We start from the raw sequence: 22,506 nt of genomic DNA, 5'->3' as shown, positions 1-22,506 counted from the left end.
TGTGCTTACGCAATTTCCAGCGCAATCTTCATCATGTCGTGGAAGCTTTCCTGGCGTTCTTCTGCCGTTGTTGCTTCTCCTGTAACGATAGAATCGGAAATGGTACAGATAGCAAGTGCATTCTTGCCGGCTCTTGCAGCGTTCATATAAAGAGCTGCTGCTTCCATCTCCACGCAGAGAACTCCCATTTTGGCCCATTTCATGGTACCCTGGGAATCATCATAAAAAGTATCTGAGGATAAGAAATTACCCGCCATATAGTGAATTCCCATCTCTTCTGTCACTTTGATCGCTTTGGATAATAGGTCATAGGATGCGATTGGTGCAAAAGTGCCGGGCAGTTCAAACTGGCTGGCGAAATCTGAATTGGTGCAGGCACCCATAGCAAAGGCTATATCTCTGATCTTTAAATCCTTATGCATGGAACCGGCAGTTCCAATACGGATAATGTTGTCCACATCATAAAAATGATACAGTTCATAGGAATATATACCAATGGAGGGCATTCCCATTCCGCTTGCCATAACGGATACCTTCTTGCCCTTATAGGTTCCGGTATATCCGTTCACTCCTCTAACAGGATTTACCAATACAGCATTTTCAAGGTAATTGTCAGCTACAAATTTAGCTCTTAAGGGATCTCCGGGCATCAATACGGTTTTCGCGAAATCGCCCTTCCCTGCCGCAATATGCGGTGTAGGTGTACTCATAGTGTTCCTCCTCTTTGCATATTTTAAATCATTGTACACAATCTGTCTATTGGAAACATTCGAACCAAGCGATACTGCGTTTATGAATGAATATAGCTGTTACAACTTAATTATCTTTTAAAAAAATCACCAAACAGTTAATTAAATTAAGTTTAATACAATTCAATCATTGCGCATTCCAATATATAACAATTATTTCAATAAATTAATAGCCTTCTGTCTTTAAACCTTTTACAAAGTTTACTGCAGAGCTTGTTCCGATTCTTGCACATCCAGCCTCAATAAAAGCTTTCAAATCGTCCAAATTTTTTACTCCGCCGGCAGCTTTTATCTTCACATCGGGTCCGATATGCTCTTTGAAAAGAGTTACATCTTCCATTGTAGCTCCACCGGTACCAAAACCTGTGGAAGTCTTGATAAAATCAGCTCCCGCATTGGTAACTGCATGGCACATTGCAATCTTTTCCTCTTTGGTCAAATAGCAGGTTTCAATGATAACCTTAAGGATTTTATCTCCGGTTATCTGCTTAAGCAGAGCGATTTCTTCTTCCACTTTTTTGTATGCACCGTTTTTAACATCTGTAATATTGATAACCATATCAATCTCAGCAGCTCCGTCTTCCAGTGCCTGTCTGCACTCAAAGGCTTTGGTCTCTGCCGTGCTGTACCCTAACGGAAATCCAATAACTGTACAAATATTGATCTTGTCACCGTATTCTGCTTTGATACGCCCGATATAGCTGGGTGGAACACATACAGATGCTGTGCCATACTCTAACGCTTCATCGCATAATACTTTTATATCTTCCCAGGTTGCCACCGCTTTTAATTGGGTATGGTCAACATAACGCAGCATTTCTAATTCATTCATAACAGCCTCTTTCCCAAACCTTCCTTGAATTTTTGGTGATTGGTACTACTAATCATAAACTTCACTGATGCAGTACCAGGAAACTACACGCCTAGCCTTTCTCATTGATAGCTACAGCATTTCTTATTGATAAGAAAAGTATATCTCTGCTAAACTGCTGCTTTTAGAATTTACTTCTTTTAACGGTAATATGCAGAACAAACTTCATTCAGCAGTTCTTTAACACACCCTAAAGAGTTCTTACTTCGTATTTCTGCAAATAACTGCATTTTATGCATAAATATAAAACCATGACGCCGAAAGAAATTACGGTTAGTATATGGTTTTTTACAAATTTAAAACATAGATTAGTAATGTCATGCAGTTAAAATAAGAGTATGTACCAGAAAGATAAGCAGCAGAATATGAAACAGTTGCTCATATACAGCATTACCACTATTTTCTTTTGTAAGTGAGGGTGCTTTGCTCCGTATATACTATCTGTTTCCTTACCTCTATACTATCACTTTTCCCTGCACTGGTCAACAAAATTTTGTGATACTTCTCACATTTTATAGCAGAAATTGTGATACTTAGAGCAAAACTTAAGGTATTAAGAATAGTATTGAATATATATCCACAAAATGTTATAATACTAACATAAATTATGAAAAGTCAAAGGGGAGTAACTATGAGCAAGAAGACGGACCGGCTCAGCCGGCTTATTGATATAATCAAGACCAAAAATGGAGCTACCGTTAAAGAGCTTGCAACCCTTTTAGACGTATCAGAGATGACAATACGCAGAGATCTTGCTGTATTGGAGCAGAATTCCATCGTTAACAATGTCTATGGCGCAGCCATCTACAATCCTTCTTATGACAGCAGTTCTGAAAATAAGAAAGAAGATGAAGATAAAATTACTTCTCTAAAGGATATCGCTTCCAAAGAAATTACATTCCAAAAGAGAACCACACTTCAAAAGGAGCCTGCTACCGGAAAAGGCTTCGCTTCTTGGAGAGAAGCCGCACTTCTAAAGGACGTATCCCTTCCGAGAGACATTACTCTTCAAAATGATAAAGCTTTTCATAAAGATAATAATTTTGAGAGGGATAATGCTTTTCAAAAAGAGACCAATCCTCTTTATGAATTAAATCATGCCAAAAACACACAGGACACAGAAAAGAAAAGTATAGGTGCCTTTGCTGCTTCTTATATTAATGATGGGGACATAATCGTAATAGACACCGGCTCAACCACAGAAATGCTGGCAGAAAACATACCGGATGATTTAGAAGCTACGATTCTTTGTTATAATGCAAATATCCTTAACTCCTTAAGGTTAAAAGAGAAGCTGACCCTGATATTTTCCGGCGGAAAATATCATCCTACCACACAGATGGTGGAAAGCCCTCAGGGAGTTGAACTGATAAAGAGTATGAGGTTTACAAAAGCTTTTATATCTGCAGCCGGGATTCATGCAGGACTTGGTGTAACCTGTGTCTTTGATTATGAGGTTGCTACCAAAAAAGCTATCATGGATTCCTCCGTTGAGAAAATTCTTCTATTTGACTCCAGCAAATTTAATCAGGTCAAGCCTGCTTATTTTGGTGATCTAACTGATTTTGATGTTATTATTACCGATAATGATATATCTGATGAGTGGAGAGAATTAATAAATTCTTATCCGATTAAGCTTTATACTGTTCCTGTTTAACACTAAATATTAACGCCGGAATTTCATCTGCACCATTTAGGGTGCCATCTCTTTAAGCTTTTTTTAACTTTAGTTATAGCTAAAGTTACGGTTATAGTTGCAGTTATAATTATAGTTACAGTTACAGTTACAGTTACAGTTACAGTTACAGTTACAGTTACAGTTACAGTTACAGTTACAGTTACAGTTACAGTTACAGTTACAGTTACAGTTACAGTTACAGTTACAGTTACAGTTACAGTTACAGTTACAGTTACAGTTACAGTTACAGTTACAGTTACAGTTACAGTTACAGTTACAGTTACAGTTACAGTTACAGTTACAGTTACAGTTACAGTTACAGTTACAGTTACAGTTACAGTTACAGTTACAGTTACATAAGTCTATATTTTCTCATAGTATAAATCAAGTGAAAAATAAAAATTCTTTATCTGATACGATTTCAGGTGAATTGTACAAAACAGAAAGAATGAATGCGCCTATGGAAAGGTAATAGAAGTCCTTTTTCTCTGAAGGTTTTGTGCTATACTGTAAAACAGATTGTTTGAGCGAAGCGAGTTATCTGTTTTACAGTATGGCTAGCACAAAACCTTCCGAGAATTAGGACTTCTTATACCTTGGAATGGAAGCATGAATTCTTTCTGTTTTGTACAATTCACCGTCAACCTGTTAAATCTCCCCCTCTGCACTAATCCTATATAAAAGCTTCAGAGTAATTATCAATCTGATAAACTCTGAAGCTTTTGAAGTTTAGTGCTCTGCTGTCACAATCGTTGTCAACTGCTGCAAGCAAATATTACTGCTCTTATTTCTTTCTCTTCATTAAAGGGAATTCTCCATTCTCTCTTAATTTCTTAAGCTTCTGAGTTTTAAAAGCTTTAAATCTGTCGGAATCCGATTTATCAAGAACTTTATACTCAACCATTTTATCTAATAATTTGGCTTCGTCTTCCATCTCCGCTTCTAATAGTGCATAGATATCTTCTTTCTGTTCCTTGGTAAGGGATTTCCAGGCATTTTCTGCTTTTTGTATTTTCTCATCAAAAGCAGCTTCTTTGCTGTCCTTATCATGTTTTACCTCTGACAGTGTTGCCGATTCAGTATTTGTATCCGCTGCGTTTACTGTTATCGTTCCTAATCCGGTTAAGCCGATAAAACCGGCCAGAGCAAGACCGCATAACTTCATTTTATTCATTCAGCTTCCTCACTTTTCTGAACAACAAAACACTAATCTTCTAACTTAGTATTTCCTGTAATTGTGAAAAAATTGTGAATTTTCAGAAAAGTTTAATTTTCCAATAAAATCTTAAGCTCAATATACATAATTTACTTTTATCTCACAGATAAACTCACATAATCTTTACAGCAGTCCAATTGCTCTCTTTTGCTAACATTAGAAATTAGAACAGTAACCGGCGAAGGGATGAGTACCATGGTGAATCAGTTTGATGACTTCTTCAAAGATATCACAATGTTTAAGATAAGTACAAAAGACAATCCAATAATTATTATGCACTGCACGAACAAACCTTTGACTTTTTCTTCCTGTAATGCGATGATAAGATGGTATCTATTATTTTGCATCACAGAATTCGTGGAAAGCATAGCTGTATAGATGTATTCCCGATAAAAGAAGGTGAGGATATTATGGAAGAATGGAAAACAGACCGTATAGCATCTGCATTAAAGGGTGAAAACCCCACCGTGATAACAAGGATGAAAAGTGGCTTTGTGGTACTGGCCGATCCCCAGTTCCTGCCGGGTTACTGCATCTTGCTCTCATATCCTAAGGCATTCAGCCTGAACGCCTTAAATCTCCCACAGAGAGAGGCCTTTCTTCTTGATATGAGCTTAATCGGTGATGCCTTAATTGACGTATGCAGCCCGGTAATTCGTATTAATTATGATATATTGGGGAACACCGATAATTATCTCCACGCTCACATCTCTCCCCGTTATGAGTGGGAAGGCGAAGCTAAGAAGCATCCTATCTGGGATTACCCGAAAGAATACTGGAGTCTTGATAAGTATCAATTCTCCGTAGAGAAATGCGGTAAATTAAAGGAGCACCTAAATAGAAAACTGACTGAATTAATGAAGGAAAATTACCGGTAATACTTCTTTATATATTAGTTCTCTTGGCTTAAAATCTCGTTATTACACAATTTCTACTTTTACCTTTAATACTATTACTATTTAATACAAATACATTATTTAACACTATTACTTCATTAAATGCCTTTATTACTTTTAATGCTTTTAATACTTATAGTGCTTTTAGTGCTTTTAGTGCTTTTAGTGCTTTTAGTGCTTTTAGTGCTTTTAGTGCTTTTAGTGCTTTTATTACTTTTAGTGCTTTTATTACTTTTAGTGCTTTTACTATTATTCAACAAAAACTACTTATAAGGGATCATCCTCACAAATCAGAATTTTACAATCCAGGTATTCAAAATATGTTTAACCCAAGAAAGGGACAGGAGATATTATGGCTGTATGGAATCCATGGCATGGTTGCCATCGATATAGTGAAGGCTGCAAGCACTGCTATATCCATAAAGGTGATGCAAAAAGAAACGTTAATACAGAGAATATTATTCAAACTGAAACCTTTTACGCCCCAACAGCAAGAACCAAAAAAGGTGAATACAAAATGAAGTCCGGTCAATTTGTAAACCTTGGTTTCTCTACAGATTTTCTTGTAGAGGATGCAGACCAATGGAGATCGGAGTGCTGGCAAATGATAAAAGAACGTAACGACCTTACCTTTCTCTTTCTTACCAAGCGTATTAACCGGTTTATGGAATGTATTCCATCAGATTGGTCTGCAGGTTATGACAACGTTATAGTTGGATGTACCGTTGAAAATCAAGCAAATGCTGATAAACGCCTTGCTGTCTTTCAACACTTACCAATTAAACATAAACTCATAATCTGTCAGCCTTTATTAGAGGAAATCAACCTGGAGAGTTACTTGGAAAATATTGAACTGGTTGTAGTCGGAGGAGAATCAGATAAATATGCAAGACCACTGGATTATTCCTGGGTGCTTTCCATCAGAGAGCAATGCCAGAGAAGGAATGTATCCTTCGAGTTCAGGCAATGCGGAACAAATTTTATCAAAGATACCAGGCACTATACCCTGCAGGTAAAGGATCTTCGCTCACAGGCAAAAAAAGCGGATATTAACTGGCAGGCTGCAAAGCTGTAATATCCTGATTAAATACCTGATTAGATACCTCTATACAGCGACTCTTAATTCCTACACACAATCTCAAAGTTGTTTATTACGATTCTAGCTTTTTTTAATAAGAAGGTATTTCGTGATAAATATTAATTTATCTCACAAGGAGTAACTTCACCTCTAATACCGCTTTGTATAGAGGTTATACCACATCTCACCATGGATTCAATAGCCTCCTGTGTATAAAAAGCATAATGCTGGGTATACAAAACATTCGGAAATTGTTTCAGATACAACAGGGCTCTGTTATCTACAATCCTTGTACCAACATGCACATGCATAACGCCTGTTTCCTCCTCCAATGTATCAATTCCGGCTCCTCCTACCTGCTCCTCCTCCAGCGCTTTAATCAGACTCTCCGTATCAATAAGTTGCCCTCTGGCTGTATTAATTAAGATTACCCCCTTTTTCATCTTGTAGATACTTTCATCATTAATCATATGATAATTCTCATCTGTAAGCGGGGTATGCAGTGTAATAATATCACTTTCTTTATATAACCTATCCAATTCCACATATTCTGCCAGCCCTTCTATAGACGGATTCCGGTAACTGTCATTTGCAAGAATCTTACAGCCAAATCCACTGAGATTCCTTATCACCGTTGAGCCTATCTTACCGGTACCGATAACACCTACTGTAAGGCTTCTCATCTCCTTCCCCATCATACCATCCAGAGAAAAATCATTAACCAGAGCACGGCAAATGGAAATCTTAGCTTTTCTAAGCATTATGAGCATCATCATAACTGTAAAATCTGCCACATTATTGGGATTGTAGTAAGCGTGGTAAGCATGGATATCCAGTTCCCTTACTGCTGTCATATCGAAATGATCATAACCAATGGTTCTGGTCGACAGATGCCTGATACCATACTCCTTCATTTTGACAAGGACTTTTCTGGAAACATTACTGTATCCTAATACAGAAACTCCGTCAAATCCTCTGGCCTCCTCCAAGGTCTCCAAAGTAAGGTGTTTGTTCGTAAGTGCAATTTCGTCCGTGGTTTCTTTCTGAATTGCCTTGAAAATATCTCTTTCAAATTCTGCTACATCATATACGTAAATTCTCATGTCAGGCTCCTATCTGTGTGTTTAAATATGCGCATAAATAAAGGGCCGGAAAGTTACTTTACTTTTGCTCTGGCTTCTTTCCTGTTATTTCAGGTCTGACCTTTCTATTGTGGGGTATGTTTTTTCTGTTTTGAGGTCTGATTTTTCTATTTTGGGGTTTGGTTTTTCTATTTTGTGGCCTGTATTTTTCTATTTTGGGGTCTGTATTTTTCTATTTTAGGTCTGTATTTTCCGGTTTTTCTAACTTTCTTTCGAGTTAATATTAATTATTACTTACAGACACCACCCCTACTGTTTGTCTATAAAAAGCCTCTTGTACACTTATTAAATCATTAAAGTTTGTAGCATTCATTATACACTAACGAGTACATCTTGAATATTAATTAAAATAAAATTTACTTATCTAAACTAACAACATCCTTTTCATTTCGATTATTAAGTCAGCTGTCTAAGTTACTCACCACACATACTGCCAACTAAGGATAAACTACCAAACTAGCAGCCTCTGCTATTATTGTAAATAGAAATATTTATCTACATAAATTATTGCTAATAAAACGCAAATACTACACTTAATTATACAAAACATGTTAAATGAGCGTATATATTTCCGTTGTACCTGTTTTATTGCAGGATATTATATAAAAGCTATCCTTACATAGGTTATATTACTTATCCATAAGCAGGAGATATACAATTATTACATTAATGAGCTTTCTGAGAGCAACTGTCTTCATATACTAAAATTATTTTTATTCACTTCAATAATAATTGTGCTCACAGTTGACTTTGTGCTATCAACTCTACTTGAGAATAAGGCATTCTTGTTTTTACAGTGACCTCCTTAACGGTCATTCCAGACTTTAGAAACCTCCGCGCGACATACTCCATAGTCTCTCCTACCTCAATAACATGCTTGTCCGGATCATAAATGCGTATTACTCTCTGTCCCCAATCGTGTTCTATGCATTTGTTCAGATATTCTACAGAAAACTTACTGTTCTCTAACAGATTTAGAAAACCATCAATATTATTTTCCTCAAAATACAGTTCTGCGTCATTACCACCCATTGTTGCACCCTTTTCGATGAAACTTTCCCATAATTTCTTTTCCTGTAACACAAGACCTTCTGTTAAGATTACATTTTCGCCAAAGTCAGAAACTACCTCTAAGCCAAATAAACTCCGATAGAATTCTTTGGATTTTTCAATATCATGAACGACAAATAGAATATTTTTAAGCTTCATTCATACACTCTCCTAAATTCAATATAACATCTATAATAAGTTGTTTTTAGTTTTACATTTTAGCTACCATTATTTTATCATAGATTTTCTTTGTTTCCTATAATGCCAGTCAAATAATAATTCTCTCTTTACAAACCGAAATTATCATAATATATTTAGTTAAAACCAATTCACTTCACATTATAATTATAACTGTTTGAACATTTTTTAGTAGCATTGAAGTAAATTTTTACAAGTCTATGATTAAAGTGCTTGAGCTATAAAATAGAAAGCAAAATCGAAAGCCAAACAAAGGTCTTGAATTTAACTAGTAAAATCAACATGTCAAATACTTTTTACTTGCTATTTATGATAATGGAAAATCCATTTGATAGAAGTAATTCATTTTATGTCTTATTATTGGTTCAGGTCAAGAGAGCAACAATATAGAAAGGAGGCATAGTTCAATGGAACTTAACACTCAGATAAAAAAATATCGTGCAAAAATGAATTTATCCCAGGAAGAATTAGCTGAAAAAGTCTTTGTTACCAGACAAACCATTTCTAATTGGGAAAACAGCAAAAACTATCCTGATATACATAGTCTTTTGTTGCTTAGTTCATTATTTAATATATCTCTTGATCAACTAATTAAAGGAGATATCGACATTATGAAAGAAGAAATTAAAGAATCCGAACTTCACAAGTTCAATCACAATGGTAGTATTTTCACCATACTTTTGATTGTAACCATATTTTCAATTGTTCCACTTACAATATTTTTTGATATTTATGGTTTTATTATTTCAATCATTTTATTTATCATAACATTTATCTATGCACTTAAAGTAGAAAGATTCAAGAAACAAAATAATGTTCAGACCTATAAGGAAATTGTAGCATTTACGGAAGGTAAACGATTAGATGAAATCGAAAAAAATCAAGAAATTGGTAAACGTCCATATCAACAAATTTTATTAATGTTAGGAAGCGCTTTGTTAACTCTGTTCATTTCTCTTCTCTTACTTTGGATATTAAAAGCGTTCCTATAAATATATTATAAATTGAGTATAATAGGCTAAGCTTCTAATATACAAGATAAAGATAAGAATTAACGGCAAGAGATAGTGAAACAGTGGTATTCATTTACAAAATAATTCCCTCCTAACTTGTTAGATTAGGAGGGAATTATTCTTTATTTACTATTTCTCATAACGATTTCTAACCACATAATATTCCAATTGGAAATTTTTAAATACGAAGCATTAAAATCTGCCTCTTGATCAACTATAACAAGCATTAATTAACGATTGTATTTCACTATAATTTCCTTGCTTTGATTACAAATGTTACTGGCAGCATTTTTGCTTTTTTTGCAAAGTCACTATCCTTATATAACTGGATAATCTCATCATCAGATTCCTCAACCATTTGTTCTATGAGAAAACCTGCTTTTGTTAATGTATTGATATAAGTTGATAGTTTAAGATCCGATAAAGAAATCGCACCTCCATCCAAAGCTACAGAATACCAGGATTCATCGAAATAGCTTTTTTTAAAGATAAGCGAATCATTTTCGCTGGCAACGCATTTATGTATAGGGTGAGACCAGCTAAAAATAAATACGCCGTCTTTTTTCAGGTAAGATGCAATCCTGGTTAAAGTACCTTCAAGATCAGTAGCCCAGCCCACACCATAAACCGAATATACATAGTCAAAATAATTAACTGGTATTCCACATTCTTCTTCCATGGGAGAGCAGATTAATTTTGCTGAATAACCACAGGATAATAAATACTGCTCCGCCTTATCTATCTGATTCTCAGAAATGTCTATTCCCCATAACTCTAAAGCATTATGGTCCCCATGGTATTGCAGTGAATGCCCGGTTCCACAGCCTATTTCTAATAACTTTTTTCCTGAAACATCCCCAAAGAGATGACACTTCTCCTCCGAGACAAATGCTCCATACATAGGAAGTGCCGTTGTACCTATTACCTCATTTCCTTTTGTGTCCCAAAAAGAACCATTGGTTTTATGAATATTCTCCTTGTCCATTTCAAGCGTAATGGCATATCCTACTTCACCAGCTCCTATAATATTTGTTCTGTGATTAGGATTCTTTTTCATACCAATCCCCTCCATTAATATTAGCTTGAAGGTCAGGCGTGGAAATGTTTTCAGTGCTACCCCTTCGTCTCGAGCCAAAGAAGGTGCTGCTCCGTGAAACCGACTGAAGGCTCTTGAAAAAGCAGCTTGAGAATCATATCCATAGCGCATAGCTACATCTATAATTTTTTCACCTTTTTTGATATCTTCTGCCGCTACTGATAATCGCCTGCGGCGGATGTATTCGGACAATGGAATCTGTGCTAAGAAAGAAAATATTCGGCGAAATTCCCACTCTGAACAGTTCAGTATTTTTGCTGTTGCATAATAGTCAATATCTCCAGATAGATTATTTTCTATATAATCAAGTGCTTGGTTCATACACTTCTGCCAATCCATAACCTCACCTCCTGTTACTAATATAGCAAGAATTCAGGGACAAATCATTGCATTAGGTGTATTTAGATGCAATGGGAATGTATCCTTTTATCCATCTAAAATCTATCTACCTTACAACTCTCCTATAAGATTATTGGCCTATTCAGAAATCTTGTAAGCATTAAGTCCTTTAATTACTTATATAACGTTAAAACTACCTCTCGTTATATTTATTATTTTTCCCTTTTACCTCTTCAACCGGATATTTCTTTGAATTTTTTTCTATCTTATCAACTATAGCTTTTGACAAATCAATATGGTTCATCTGTGCAAAACGCAAAATAAAAAATAAAGTGTCAGCAATTTCTTCTTCGACATGTTCACGCCTCTGAGTATCCAAAAAAATCTGTTTCATTTGTTCATCAGTCTTAAAACGAAATATATCCAACAATTCATTTGCTTCAGTAGAAATACCGATTGCTAGATCTTTGGGATTATGAAATTGATCCCAGTCTCTTTCTTCACAAAAGCACTGAACAATATGTTTCAATTCACTAACTGTTTTCTTTTGATCCATTTAACTTTTCCTTCCTCTATTCGATAGCACTATGATTACTCATCTCAAGTAATGCATTTCTTAAATTATCATCACATGCGTAAATATATAACCCTTTAACTCCACGTGTCATAAGAACACGTACTTCATTTTGTATTAAGAATTCACCAAATTTTTTCTTAGTACCATCAGATAGCGTTCTATTCCTTATTGCTTTATGATTATAACTTTCTCCTGGATCCATAATAATTTTCCCATTTTTGTACCTTACAGACGGTCCCAATATTACTCCTACGTAATTCAAATCAAAGCCTTGAATTGTAAATGTCGATCCGACTTCCTTGATTGTTTGAGGTTGTTCCGCCCAAGAAAGTGATTTTATACTTCTCTTGTCAGTTCGATTCAGTTCTTTTTCTAACTCATAGTTCCATGGTTTATGCCATTTCCCAATAAGTACTTCCCAATATTTCTTTAATCTATCTTCAGGAGCTCGCGTTGAGCTATACTCCCAGTCATAGGTAGCAACCAACCTCGATAGTGTAGTTTTCTCATTATTTGCTTTTCTTTCAATCTCCATATCTAGGTCTTCTGGATTCGCAAATACCTTAATTTCATATCCTTTCGTATCATGGGGTATTCTATTTAATTTTTGATTTTTTGTGAATTCGTCTATCCATTCGATCGTTTCCTTATCCGCATCCATTCTTAATTGTCTTTTTAACTCAATATAGTTTCCTGCTTTTATCGCTATACTTCTATATTTCTCTAAAATTTCCGCTTCCCAAAATTGTTGTGTTGTAAGAACTTGATTTTCATCAAACATTATAACAGTAACCTTAGCTCTATCAATGATATCTTGTAATTGATTAACTCCTTTGTATGACTGATCTCCTTGTGTTAATAGAAGATGAGCTTCATCTATAAATGCTACATCTATAGGATTTTCAACAGTATGCATATTAATAAAACGTGTCGGCTTGCACACAACTTCACCATATTTATCTGTTAATCCAAGCTTTTGCGCAATTTGCTTATATACTGTAACTTGCTCATCATGATTTACCATCAAACAACATTGTATGGGTGAAATTTCCTGCTCTTCTGCTTTTTCAAACAACTCATAAAAGGTGCTACTATTCAACACAGTCTTTCCTGTTCCTGCTTCTCCTTCAATAAAAATAAGTTGCTTTTCGGTTTTATTATCTAAAGAATTAAAAACTTTCTGAATAATTGATTCTTTTGCGCTTTCCTGCTCAGGTGTCAACTTATGTAAGGGTGATGCTTTATATACTGCTGAATCCTTAATTGAACTCTCAGTTGGAAATAGTAAGGGATCTCTTCTTCTAAGTTTACTCCATACCTGTCTAAAGATGTTATCCAGTTCATTTTCTGTATAATACTTATTTTGAGGATTACGTTTTTGATTGTGTATCTTCTTAATCCGAGCTACGCTCAACATATATAGCATTAATCGGTTTTCTATATCAAGTGTAAGTGATTTATTAAAATGTTCGTGTCCAATAATATATAAAATAGCATTGTTTTTTATCAAACTATTCTGCCAGTTTTCTTCTCTCTTTGCATATGCATAATGTTGCTTTGACCGCTGAACAACATTGTTCGATTCTCCTATATATACCTCATAGTCATCAGCATTCTTCCAGTTATGTATATATACTGTAGGATAATCTAGAATAACGTCTTGAATTTTTTTATTTTTCGTTTCCCTAATTTGCTGTTCAAACTTGTCTAATGATACATTATTATCTTCAATTTTGTAAATAATAGGCTCTAATTTCAAATCCTTCATTAGATAATCACTCCATTTATATTGGCATAGTATAACACTTGTCTTTTGTTTCCCAATTGAATATCCTACTAAATAATTTCTTACATTCAATTTTATTAAATCTTTTTAACACTATATTTCCTTTATACTTCTACTTACTACTATCTAGCATATCCGGTAATAACACATCAATAAATTCCAGTCTTATATTGGTAGCACTTAGATATATAATTGCCTATCAATGCTTAGTCATTAATTTCATATGCTCATCTAAGAGCTATATAATTTACTATTTCTGCACTTGCACGTCATTATACCGTACAACCTTTAATAATACCACTACTATTTTATTATAATGAAAAAAAACGCTACACTCCTCATAAATATTGGATTGCAGCGTTTTAATTTTTTTATTCAAACTCCCTAACCATTCGCTTTAATGCGAATATTTTTGATATATTTACTGCTATTTGATTGCTTTTAGTCCGGGAATTCTATGTATTATTTTGAGTATAATAAGCTTTGGGTATCATAGCGGTATCACTACGTTTATTCGATATTTATTACTAGAAATTACTAGGTATATCAATTTCGACTACATTTCCTATTTCAGTAATTATTGGAGTATAAAAATCAACGTCTACCTTTGGTGTTGAAATAGTTATAACCATCGAATAGCGAATGGTACTATCATATTTTCCCAAATAATCTCGTTCTCTCCACCATCCAACTACTGGGTAAATAGCTATTCTGTTACATTCACATAGTTCAACTGCACTTAATTCACAGAAATCAGAATGTATTGATCCTACATCACGATTTTTAGAACCTAAAAACCAACGATCACTACCACTTGTTCCATCCCCATTATCTGTTTTATCTTCACCACGCATTTTAATGTTAATACGCTTTTTAAAATCGTCTAAACTTTCATCCGAATTAATCATATCAAAACGAAGTCCGCATGAGGAATAGCGATACTTATCCTTCCATCCAACTTCTCCTGGTCCTGGCTCAATGTAATATGATAATGTGACTTTTACTTTTACTGGTACGTCACCTAATTCACGAAGAAGTTCTTTCGGCCAAGGCAAAGTATGTATGTGCATATCTTTCATGCTCTTTTTCCCGTAAGGTTGTAACTCTCCTTGGGCAACCATATTAACGCTATTTTCAATGCATTGAATTGCCCTATACAAATTTGGAATTCCATAACCACATGTTCTCAAAAGTCGATGACGACCTTTAGTTTTTGTATCTTCAATGCAAAATTGGTGTTTCATTGTATCTGTCCATTCCGCTGAATGAATCATCAATGCTCTTACTGTTTCTGGCCAAATATCAGGATACTCCTCCAATAATTTAGAACAAAACCATGATGCTTGCGCAGCTGCTGAGCTTGTCCCCCAAATGGTTGAAAACTGTTTACTTAAGGGTCTATAATTAGTAGTAAGCATTGATAAATCTGGGCATTCACTAAAGTCGGTTCCGTTTGTTGCCATATTACCACCATTAAACAATACCTCTGGCTTAATTGGCCATTTACTCTCCCATACTTCTGATGTGGAACTATACGGTGAAATTGCACCTATTGGAGCTACTGGCTGAAACCCTCGAAATGACGGATCATCTATTTGAATATCATCTGAATATGCCCCGACTGTTATGGCATTCCAAGACTGACCCGGACTTTCCACGCAATGTAAAGTATTGACGTCTGGATATGGGATTTCCCCAAACTCACCGGGATACACATTTCCTGCACTAATAATAAAAAGTCTCTTTTCATTTTCTTCATTAGCCCCAGATGTAATATTATCAATTGATGCAGACCAAGAAGTAGGACTTCCATCGAATGTATTATAGCATGGAGATGTAACCGCCATGCATATAACTCTTTTCGCAGTTGGATTTGCTATTTCTGCCAATGAGACTGCCTGTTCAGTAATCGCTCCATACAATTCTGGAACATTTTCACCTACCGGAGGCAATATTTTTACTGACTCTATTTCATGAGAAACACTAATAGTTGAGTTTGATATCAATGCATGTTTTACGTCATAAAATAAAGATATACCGGCCATTTCTGTGCCATGTCCTTGGTGATCTCCACTTCCCCAAGCTGAATTTACACTCTGTACATGACTCAAATCCATAGCCTTATCCAATAATGGATGCGATGCAGTAACCCCCGTATCTAAAAGACAAATAGCAACTCCTGAATTCTGATATGTTACGCGAGCTAATAATTCATCCACCCATTCTTTTTGTTCACTATTTGCTAAACTTTCAAAAAACGAAGTAGCCTCTTGAGCTCGCCTCATCTCAGTAATATAGGAACAAGCTCCTATCAAAAGTTTCAACTGCTCAGAATTTGCATATACCATTTTAACAATTCGCTCAGGGAAAATAATATGTTTACTATCAATCGCTATTTGGTTTTCATTACAAATTCGCGTAATATCATCCTCGGAAGCATTCCACTGTTCATCATCCCTATCACAATCATACCTTAGCCACAGTTCGCACCATTCAGGTTGCGACGTAGGTATAGTATCTAAAGCTCCTATCCAAAACGAATCTAGAATAGCTAATCTAACATCCTCAATACTACTTATTAAATCATTGTTTTTTGGGTTTCCCGTCGGTGTAAGTTTTAATTCATCAGCATATTCTTCTACCTTTTTCAAAAAATAGCTTTCTTTTCCTCCAGGAATATATACTGTAGCTTTAATAGTATTAGTTTCTTCATCTTTTCTAACATTAAGTAAACGAATACCTTGTTGTCGATTTTCAAGACTCTTAATTGCCAAATCATGTTCCGGAGCACTTGAAAACTCAAGATAAACTCCTTCTTTGTATCTAATTGCTGCAACTTGCTTTTGTGATAAATCATTGGCATAACACTGTTGTAATTTATTTTGAATGAAATTAGAATGGCTAGACACATTACGAATAGGAAAATTCTTTTTTCCTGGTCGTGAACCAGATACATAGGGCATTTCATCCACTGTATTTGTCAAAAAAATGTTTCTTTTGTCTACTGCCATTTCCCTTATGCCTCCTTACAAGAATATATCGCATGTCTTTCATTCAATAGGTTAATCAAACCTTGTTGACTAATAACCTCATCTTCTAAAATAGATTTTTTAATTGCATCATCACACACTCTGACAATTTCTGCATGACATAAACCATTTGCAGCATTAAGCAATTTCTGATTTATTCTAAACTTCTTATCAAAAGATATTAATTTATATTCAAATAATCGTTTTATTTCAGCTTCAGTTGGTAAAGAATAATGTAAAACATCATCAAATCTTCTGAATAATGCCTGGTCTAAAAGCTTTTGATTATTTGTCGCTGCTATAATAATACTTTCTGAGGAGTCTTGTTCTATAAATTGCAAAAATGAATTCAGGATTCTCCTCATTTCTCCAACTTCATTATCAAAGCTTCTATCAGCGCCGATTGCATCAAATTCATCAAAAAGATATACACCAACATTAGCCTCAATGCTATCAAATAATTGTCGAAGTTTTACACTTGTTTCACCCATAAACTTCGTCATAATTTTATCCAATTGTACTGTGTATAATGGCATTGATAAATCTGAAGCAATGACTGAAGCAGTTAATGTTTTACCAGTACCTGGATTACCTTCAATTAAAATCTTCCTCCTGTTTACCAACCCGTATGAATATAGTTTATTTCTATTTCGATACTCATTTAAAATTCTATGAATTTTTTCATTTATCTCGTCTGAAACAATTAATTCAGATATATCGTTTCCTGGAAATGACATATTAAGCATAGGATTGGTCGGTGTTAATTGAACAACACTCGCTTTTTTTACTCCTATTTTATCCATTTGCATTTTTAATTCACGCGCAAGGGTATCATGACCTATTTTTGCTTCGTGGGCTGCAATTTGCAATACAACTGTCTTAAATTTATCATCATTTTTGTCAACATAAGCTTTTACTAAACTTTTAATTTGATCAGCTGTTGCCATTTTAATCACCTCCCATATTTAGTCTCAATTATAATATACCACACCCATAAATGTTCATCAAACAAAGATTCCTTCAATAATGCATTTATACATCTCTTGCATATTATATGCTTTATATTTCATTTGTAATTAAGAATTTAAGTTTACTATTGATTGTAGTGCATTAATCTTATCAATAAATTCATCACGTAAATTTTCCCATAAAATTCCATTTTCTCGTGTAATATTAAAAACCTCTGACAAACCATCATATAATTGATTAAGTTTATCTTTTACTTCGCTTCTACTATTGTCCATCTTTATTGAAATTGTATTAGCATTAACAACTCCCTTCATTGCAGAAAATGGAAAGTTTGGTAGCAAAATTGAACAATAATTAGTTTTCAAAGCCCAAGCTGCACCCATTTCATTTAAACTTATAGGACTTTGATAATAATCATCCGAATGCACAAACAACACGTACAAATCATTTTTCAAAAAGAGTTCTCTCAATGTCTCTATTATATCCCCATTAAGTTTTATATCATATCCAGGTATAGAACTACAAAATATTTGATCTTTATTCAAGCCCATATTTTTTATTAGTTGGACAATATTGCTAGCCGCTTCCCTGTCTTTAGAAGAATGACTTATGAATACCATTGGGGACTTTCTGTTAGATTCCATAATATCTCTTTCCTCTGCAATACAAATGTTTCTCGGATAGTATTTTTCAAGATGCTTCCCTATAACTTTAAGCTTTCCTCTAATTTCATTAAATATGTCCTCATCATTCAAACCATTCATATTCTGATTGAGTATATTTAATGATGACCATATAAACTGATCATGTAATCTATCATAAATTTCCTGAAGTAACAGTATAATCTCCTGTACCCACTCTTGATATTCAGGATTATCATGAATTTCCTTTGCGAAACTATAATTACCTCCCATAGGATGAAATAACTTTTGAATGTCATCGATTTGTTCAATAAGTTCTTTTAATCTTTGCATATCCATATTAGTTCCTTTCATAAAATTCGTTATATAATCACTTTGAACTATATTTTTAGTTCTTTAAAAATTATATCCAGATCTTCCTGGACCGTTGTTCCAGGCTCCAATATATTATTTACTATTGCATCGAGCATTATCTGCTCCTTTTCTTTAAGCCTAGTGTATATCTTCTGATCTAACGAAAACCCTTCGCCATCATTTGTAACAAACTGCTCTTGTAAAAAATAATATTGCGTATACTGTCCATCTGGTAAACCCAAGCGATGAATTCTGTCTTTTGATTGTAATAAATGAACTAAGTTATATCCATATTCAAAATAGATTGCATCATGACACACACTATGTAATGAAACAGATTCAGCTAAAGTATGTGGATTAGTAACTAAACACTTAAATTTCCCAGAACGAAAGTCTGATATAATTTTTTGCCTATCTTCCATTACTACTTCTCCACTTATAATTTCTGTCTTGTATCCACGTCTTTCCATCTCCTTACATATACGCCTCATGGAATCCTTAAAAATGCACCAAATAATAATTGTTTTATCTGCAGTTATTAATTTTTCTGCCAAGCCAATACATTTTTCGAATTTACAGGTATTTTCTATTCCTTTTATTAGGGTATAAACTTCTTCAGAAAAATCAACGTAATCTATCATTTCAACTTCTGCAGAAACGTCCAATATATCTGAAAATTCTGAAATATCTAAAGACTCTAAAAGTAATCGTGGATTTGACTCTAGTTGTAATAATCGAATAATTAAAGCTAATTTATTTTTTGAATACTTAAGTGTCAGGATATTAAACAGTTTGTTTTCTGCCATACTTGCAATCGCATTAATAATCATATCTGGATTAACTTCCGGTACTAGTAACTCTTGTTTTGTTGTTCTGCAAAAAAATGGCTGCAACTTCATGTTTATCGTTTCAATATCTTCTCCACTCGGATTTTTTAGCTGTGAAATTGAAAATCCAAAGAAGTCATCATATTCATCATGATATAGTACATCTAGTAAATTTCTAACATCAGTATATGAATTTGGTATAGGCGTGCCTGTTAATGCTACTATATAATTTGCCTGTTGAGCTATGTCTAATGAATATGTTGCCCGAACTCCACCAATCGCTTTAATCTTATGAACTTCATCAAACACCAAAAGAGTATCTTTTGAAACTAGTTTCCCCAATTCTGAAACAAATGGTCCCAAGCTTTCATAATTAAAAAGCAATAAATTTTTATTTCCTGTGTTAAAAGTAATTACCTGCCTTTTTTCTTCCGTAGAATGCAGAGCTTCATCTTGAATACTAAATACCGAAATATTATTTTTTAAACCAAAACATATTTTGAACTCGTCTACCCAAGAATCAAAAGAATTTTTAGGACCAATCATTACAATCCTCTTAACAATTCCCTTTTTTCTCAAATAAGCATACATACCTAGTACGGAAGCAGTTTTCCCAGATCCAGGCACCGAGAAATTACTGCATTTTTTCATTGTACACATGTAAAAAGAGTCCCACATCTGCTTTTCACGAAGTTTTCGTTCAAATTCTTCATCAACTATCTTTCTATAATCTTCAAACTGCTGCTCTACAACATTATCTCTATTTTTAATTGCTAACCCAACATTTGATCGTTGTTGAATATTCATCTCACGTTGAGCTATATAATCTTTTAATCTTTGTGTAACAAAAAATCGATATCCCCGCTTTTTTGAATCACTTTCTAAAATAGAAATAATTTTTTTAAATGCTGTATATGTATACTGCTGATTAAATTTCAAAAACTTGCTATCGCTACGAATTACATCAACATACCTTTTAAGCCTCAATTTATAAATCTTGTTATCAAGAAGAATATCCGGGTTTGTCTTTATTTCGAGCTTCAACTCCGTATCATAATCCAGGAGAAAACAGTTGGGCTCCAATTGTACCTTATCTACTATTACCTTCCCCTTATTGTAAGATAAAAGTTGCTGTTGAACCGAATCATCCAAATCACATACTAAAACATTTAATTCCCGATTGTTCCACAACCTATCAAATGTATCTTTGCTTTTTGTTATTTTTGAGAAATCAAACTGAGAAGATTGCCAGCTACACGTAATATCAAATGCTTCATAATTTGCATTAAATGCTGCTACAGTTTCATTATTTGAGCCCCTAAAACAAATTACATCTCCGATTTCATCTTCCATAATACCAAATTTATCATGAAAAATACCTATATGTGTAAAAGCGATTTTTACATCAATAATACCCAGAGAAATTAAATATGCAAAGTTAGAAATATTTTTTTCTTCTTCTAAAGACAGAGTCTCTCTCAATTTCAAAATCATTTCTCTATTTACTGAATCTCTTAGTTTATATCCCTCTTTTATTTGTTCAAAATCTTCTTTTGAGAGTTCTGATGAAATAATCATTCTGCAATAATTTCCACTTTGAGCAAAGACCTCCATTCCTTTAGCATAATTAGACAGTGCCTTTGCTGAAAAGTACGCTGTTGCTCTATCATACTTTTTACACGTTTCCAAAGTCGGTATATAAAACTCAACACCCATATCATCTTCATACGAAGAATATGTCGCCTTCAAATTCAGTTCTCTAAACATCCAATTCGCCCCTGATATTATCAATCATTTCTTGTAACAAATCCAACTTGTTTCGAACGGTTTCCTTTTCTTCGTCAGATAATTTTTTAAAAATATTGGTATCAATATTATCTATCTGATCGTAAGCTTTCTCAATCAGCTGTGCTGGTAATAATTTGCTAGCAACACTATTAGATTTAGTCTCCCACTTATCTGTGGAATGCTCAAAGGCATTTTGAAGTTCTTCTTGTACTCTAATCTTTTGATTAATAACTTCTTCGTTAACCTCAGGACACTCTTCTATTAAATCACAAACTTTTTCTGTTAATTCAAGTTGTTCTTCAAGATAATCATCTAAAAACTTTGCGTTCGATGCTACTTTCTTGATTTTACGTATATATCTAGTCATATCGCCATACGGCTGCATTACGAAATTTGCAAAAACAACATTTTTCAGATCTTCGCGTTTATCATCATCCTTACACTGTTTTAAAATAGTGTTTAATTCCTTTAACGGATCGTTAATATTCATTTTTCGTGCCAGATGAAATTGTCTTGGGGCATCAATAAATTCAAGATATTCAACCATCAGTTTTGCTTTTTCCACTTCTCTTTGAATTTCTTTATCTGGAAGATTCACACTTTTTGCATATTCAGATACAGACAACAACTCTTTGTCAACTATATCGTTATAAATGCCCACTAATCTATCGATCGGATTGTAATCTACTGGTTTATCTATACCATGTTGCAAATATAACTCAAGCATTTTTATTTCCTTAGCATTGCCCGTAATATCTCTATCAAGAATCACCGCATTCATATACTGCGTCTCACCTGACTCCTGCTGTATATTTCTCAAACAAGTAAATCGTCGATTTCCATCTACAATTCTTCCATCTGCCAAAACAACTCCTGGCTGTTCTTGTCCAATTATGCTAATATTTTTTTGAGTAGCTTCTAATGCTTTTGGATTACTATCTGTAATAAATTTATGTATTATGTTGTTATAATCAGTTTTCTTATCCGTATCTATTTTCTCAATCTTAGTTTCACTTTTGTATTGACTAATCCAGGTTGCTATTCTGTCATTTTGGTCATTGAAGTACAATTGATCCAATTTGATTTTATATACCGGATATATCTCCGAATGGTTATCAACAGACAACTGCTTCGTTAATTCTGTCTCAAAAACAACTTTATTTTCAATACCTTCAATTAATAAATTCATGTTTAACTACCTCCACTATT

17 protein-coding genes are annotated in these 22,506 nt (G+C 34.1%); 4 read left to right on the top strand and 13 right to left on the bottom strand.

Annotation, left to right across the window (positions count from 1 at the left end; translation table 11 throughout):
• Positions 1 to 5 precede the first annotated feature (5 nt).
• Positions 6 to 710: a purine-nucleoside phosphorylase gene (gene deoD / locus R2R35_RS15135; RefSeq protein WP_317730658.1), complete on the bottom strand. Its 705-nt coding sequence runs from the start codon at positions 708 to 710 to the stop codon at positions 6 to 8.
• Between the two features lie 205 nt (positions 711 to 915).
• On the bottom strand, positions 916 to 1,581 hold the full coding sequence (gene deoC, locus R2R35_RS15130) for a deoxyribose-phosphate aldolase (protein ID WP_317730657.1): 666 nt from the start codon (positions 1,579 to 1,581) through the stop codon (positions 916 to 918).
• A 670-nt stretch (positions 1,582 to 2,251) separates the two neighbouring features.
• Between deoC and R2R35_RS15125 the strand changes: the two genes are divergently transcribed.
• Positions 2,252 to 3,277: a DeoR/GlpR family DNA-binding transcription regulator gene (locus R2R35_RS15125; protein ID WP_317730656.1), complete on the top strand. Its 1,026-nt coding sequence runs from the start codon at positions 2,252 to 2,254 to the stop codon at positions 3,275 to 3,277.
• 805 nt (positions 3,278 to 4,082) lie between these two features.
• Here R2R35_RS15125 and R2R35_RS15120 read toward each other — a convergent pair.
• Positions 4,083 to 4,472, bottom strand: coding sequence for a hypothetical protein (locus tag R2R35_RS15120; protein WP_317730655.1), 390 nt, complete (start codon positions 4,470 to 4,472; stop codon positions 4,083 to 4,085).
• A 452-nt stretch (positions 4,473 to 4,924) separates the two neighbouring features.
• Between R2R35_RS15120 and R2R35_RS15115 the strand changes: the two genes are divergently transcribed.
• Both R2R35_RS15115 and R2R35_RS15110 read left to right on the top strand, forming a co-directional pair.
• On the top strand, positions 4,925 to 5,392 hold the full coding sequence (locus R2R35_RS15115; RefSeq protein ID WP_317730654.1) for a hypothetical protein: 468 nt from the start codon (positions 4,925 to 4,927) through the stop codon (positions 5,390 to 5,392).
• A gap of 370 nt (positions 5,393 to 5,762) precedes the next feature.
• Positions 5,763 to 6,485, top strand: coding sequence for a DUF5131 family protein (locus R2R35_RS15110; protein WP_317730653.1), 723 nt, complete (start codon positions 5,763 to 5,765; stop codon positions 6,483 to 6,485).
• A gap of 122 nt (positions 6,486 to 6,607) precedes the next feature.
• Here the strand turns inward: R2R35_RS15110 and R2R35_RS15105 are convergent, their stop codons facing one another.
• Together R2R35_RS15105 and R2R35_RS15100 are read right to left on the bottom strand one after the other, a co-directional pair.
• On the bottom strand, positions 6,608 to 7,591 hold the full coding sequence (locus R2R35_RS15105; protein WP_317730652.1) for an NAD(P)-dependent oxidoreductase: 984 nt from the start codon (positions 7,589 to 7,591) through the stop codon (positions 6,608 to 6,610).
• A gap of 777 nt (positions 7,592 to 8,368) precedes the next feature.
• Positions 8,369 to 8,839 (bottom strand): VOC family protein, encoded by a 471-nt coding sequence (locus tag R2R35_RS15100; protein ID WP_317730651.1) that lies wholly within the window; start codon positions 8,837 to 8,839, stop codon positions 8,369 to 8,371.
• Between the two features lie 446 nt (positions 8,840 to 9,285).
• Here R2R35_RS15100 and R2R35_RS15095 point away from each other — a divergent pair, with 446 nt between their 5' ends.
• Entirely contained in the window at positions 9,286 to 9,870 is a 585-nt protein-coding gene (locus R2R35_RS15095; protein WP_317730650.1) for a helix-turn-helix transcriptional regulator, read from the top strand.
• A gap of 268 nt (positions 9,871 to 10,138) precedes the next feature.
• Here R2R35_RS15095 and R2R35_RS15090 read toward each other — a convergent pair whose 3' ends face one another.
• The 8 genes from R2R35_RS15090 to R2R35_RS15055 form a co-directional block, all read right to left on the bottom strand.
• Positions 10,139 to 11,326, bottom strand: a complete 1,188-nt coding sequence (locus R2R35_RS15090; protein ID WP_317730649.1) for a helix-turn-helix domain-containing protein — start codon at positions 11,324 to 11,326, stop codon at positions 10,139 to 10,141.
• A gap of 193 nt (positions 11,327 to 11,519) precedes the next feature.
• Entirely contained in the window at positions 11,520 to 11,882 is a 363-nt protein-coding gene (locus R2R35_RS15085; RefSeq protein ID WP_317730648.1) for a nucleotide pyrophosphohydrolase, read from the bottom strand.
• Between the two features lie 16 nt (positions 11,883 to 11,898).
• Positions 11,899 to 13,671: a DUF2075 domain-containing protein gene (locus tag R2R35_RS15080; protein WP_317730647.1), complete on the bottom strand. Its 1,773-nt coding sequence runs from the start codon at positions 13,669 to 13,671 to the stop codon at positions 11,899 to 11,901.
• Between the two features lie 545 nt (positions 13,672 to 14,216).
• On the bottom strand, positions 14,217 to 16,700 hold the full coding sequence (locus tag R2R35_RS15075) for a S8 family peptidase (protein WP_317730646.1): 2,484 nt from the start codon (positions 16,698 to 16,700) through the stop codon (positions 14,217 to 14,219).
• Positions 16,701 to 16,705: 5 nt separating this feature from the next.
• Positions 16,706 to 17,665: an AAA family ATPase gene (locus tag R2R35_RS15070; RefSeq protein WP_317730645.1), complete on the bottom strand. Its 960-nt coding sequence runs from the start codon at positions 17,663 to 17,665 to the stop codon at positions 16,706 to 16,708.
• A gap of 129 nt (positions 17,666 to 17,794) precedes the next feature.
• Positions 17,795 to 18,667 (bottom strand): toll/interleukin-1 receptor domain-containing protein, encoded by an 873-nt coding sequence (locus R2R35_RS15065; protein ID WP_317730644.1) that lies wholly within the window; start codon positions 18,665 to 18,667, stop codon positions 17,795 to 17,797.
• A gap of 41 nt (positions 18,668 to 18,708) precedes the next feature.
• A complete protein-coding gene (locus R2R35_RS15060; protein ID WP_317730643.1) occupies positions 18,709 to 21,276 on the bottom strand; it encodes an SNF2-related protein in 2,568 nt (855 codons plus the stop codon).
• Positions 21,269 to 22,486, bottom strand: a complete 1,218-nt coding sequence (locus R2R35_RS15055; RefSeq protein ID WP_317730642.1) for a hypothetical protein — start codon at positions 22,484 to 22,486, stop codon at positions 21,269 to 21,271. The genes R2R35_RS15060 and R2R35_RS15055 overlap by 8 nt, the downstream gene beginning before the upstream one ends.
• Between the last annotated feature and the right edge of the window lie 20 nt (positions 22,487 to 22,506).

Source organism: Anaerocolumna sp. AGMB13020 (assembly GCF_033100115.1).
Lineage (GTDB): Bacteria > Bacillota > Clostridia > Lachnospirales > Lachnospiraceae > Anaerocolumna.
The sequence above is the reverse complement of the archived record's forward strand: the minus strand, read 5'-3'. Positions and strand labels throughout refer to the sequence as shown.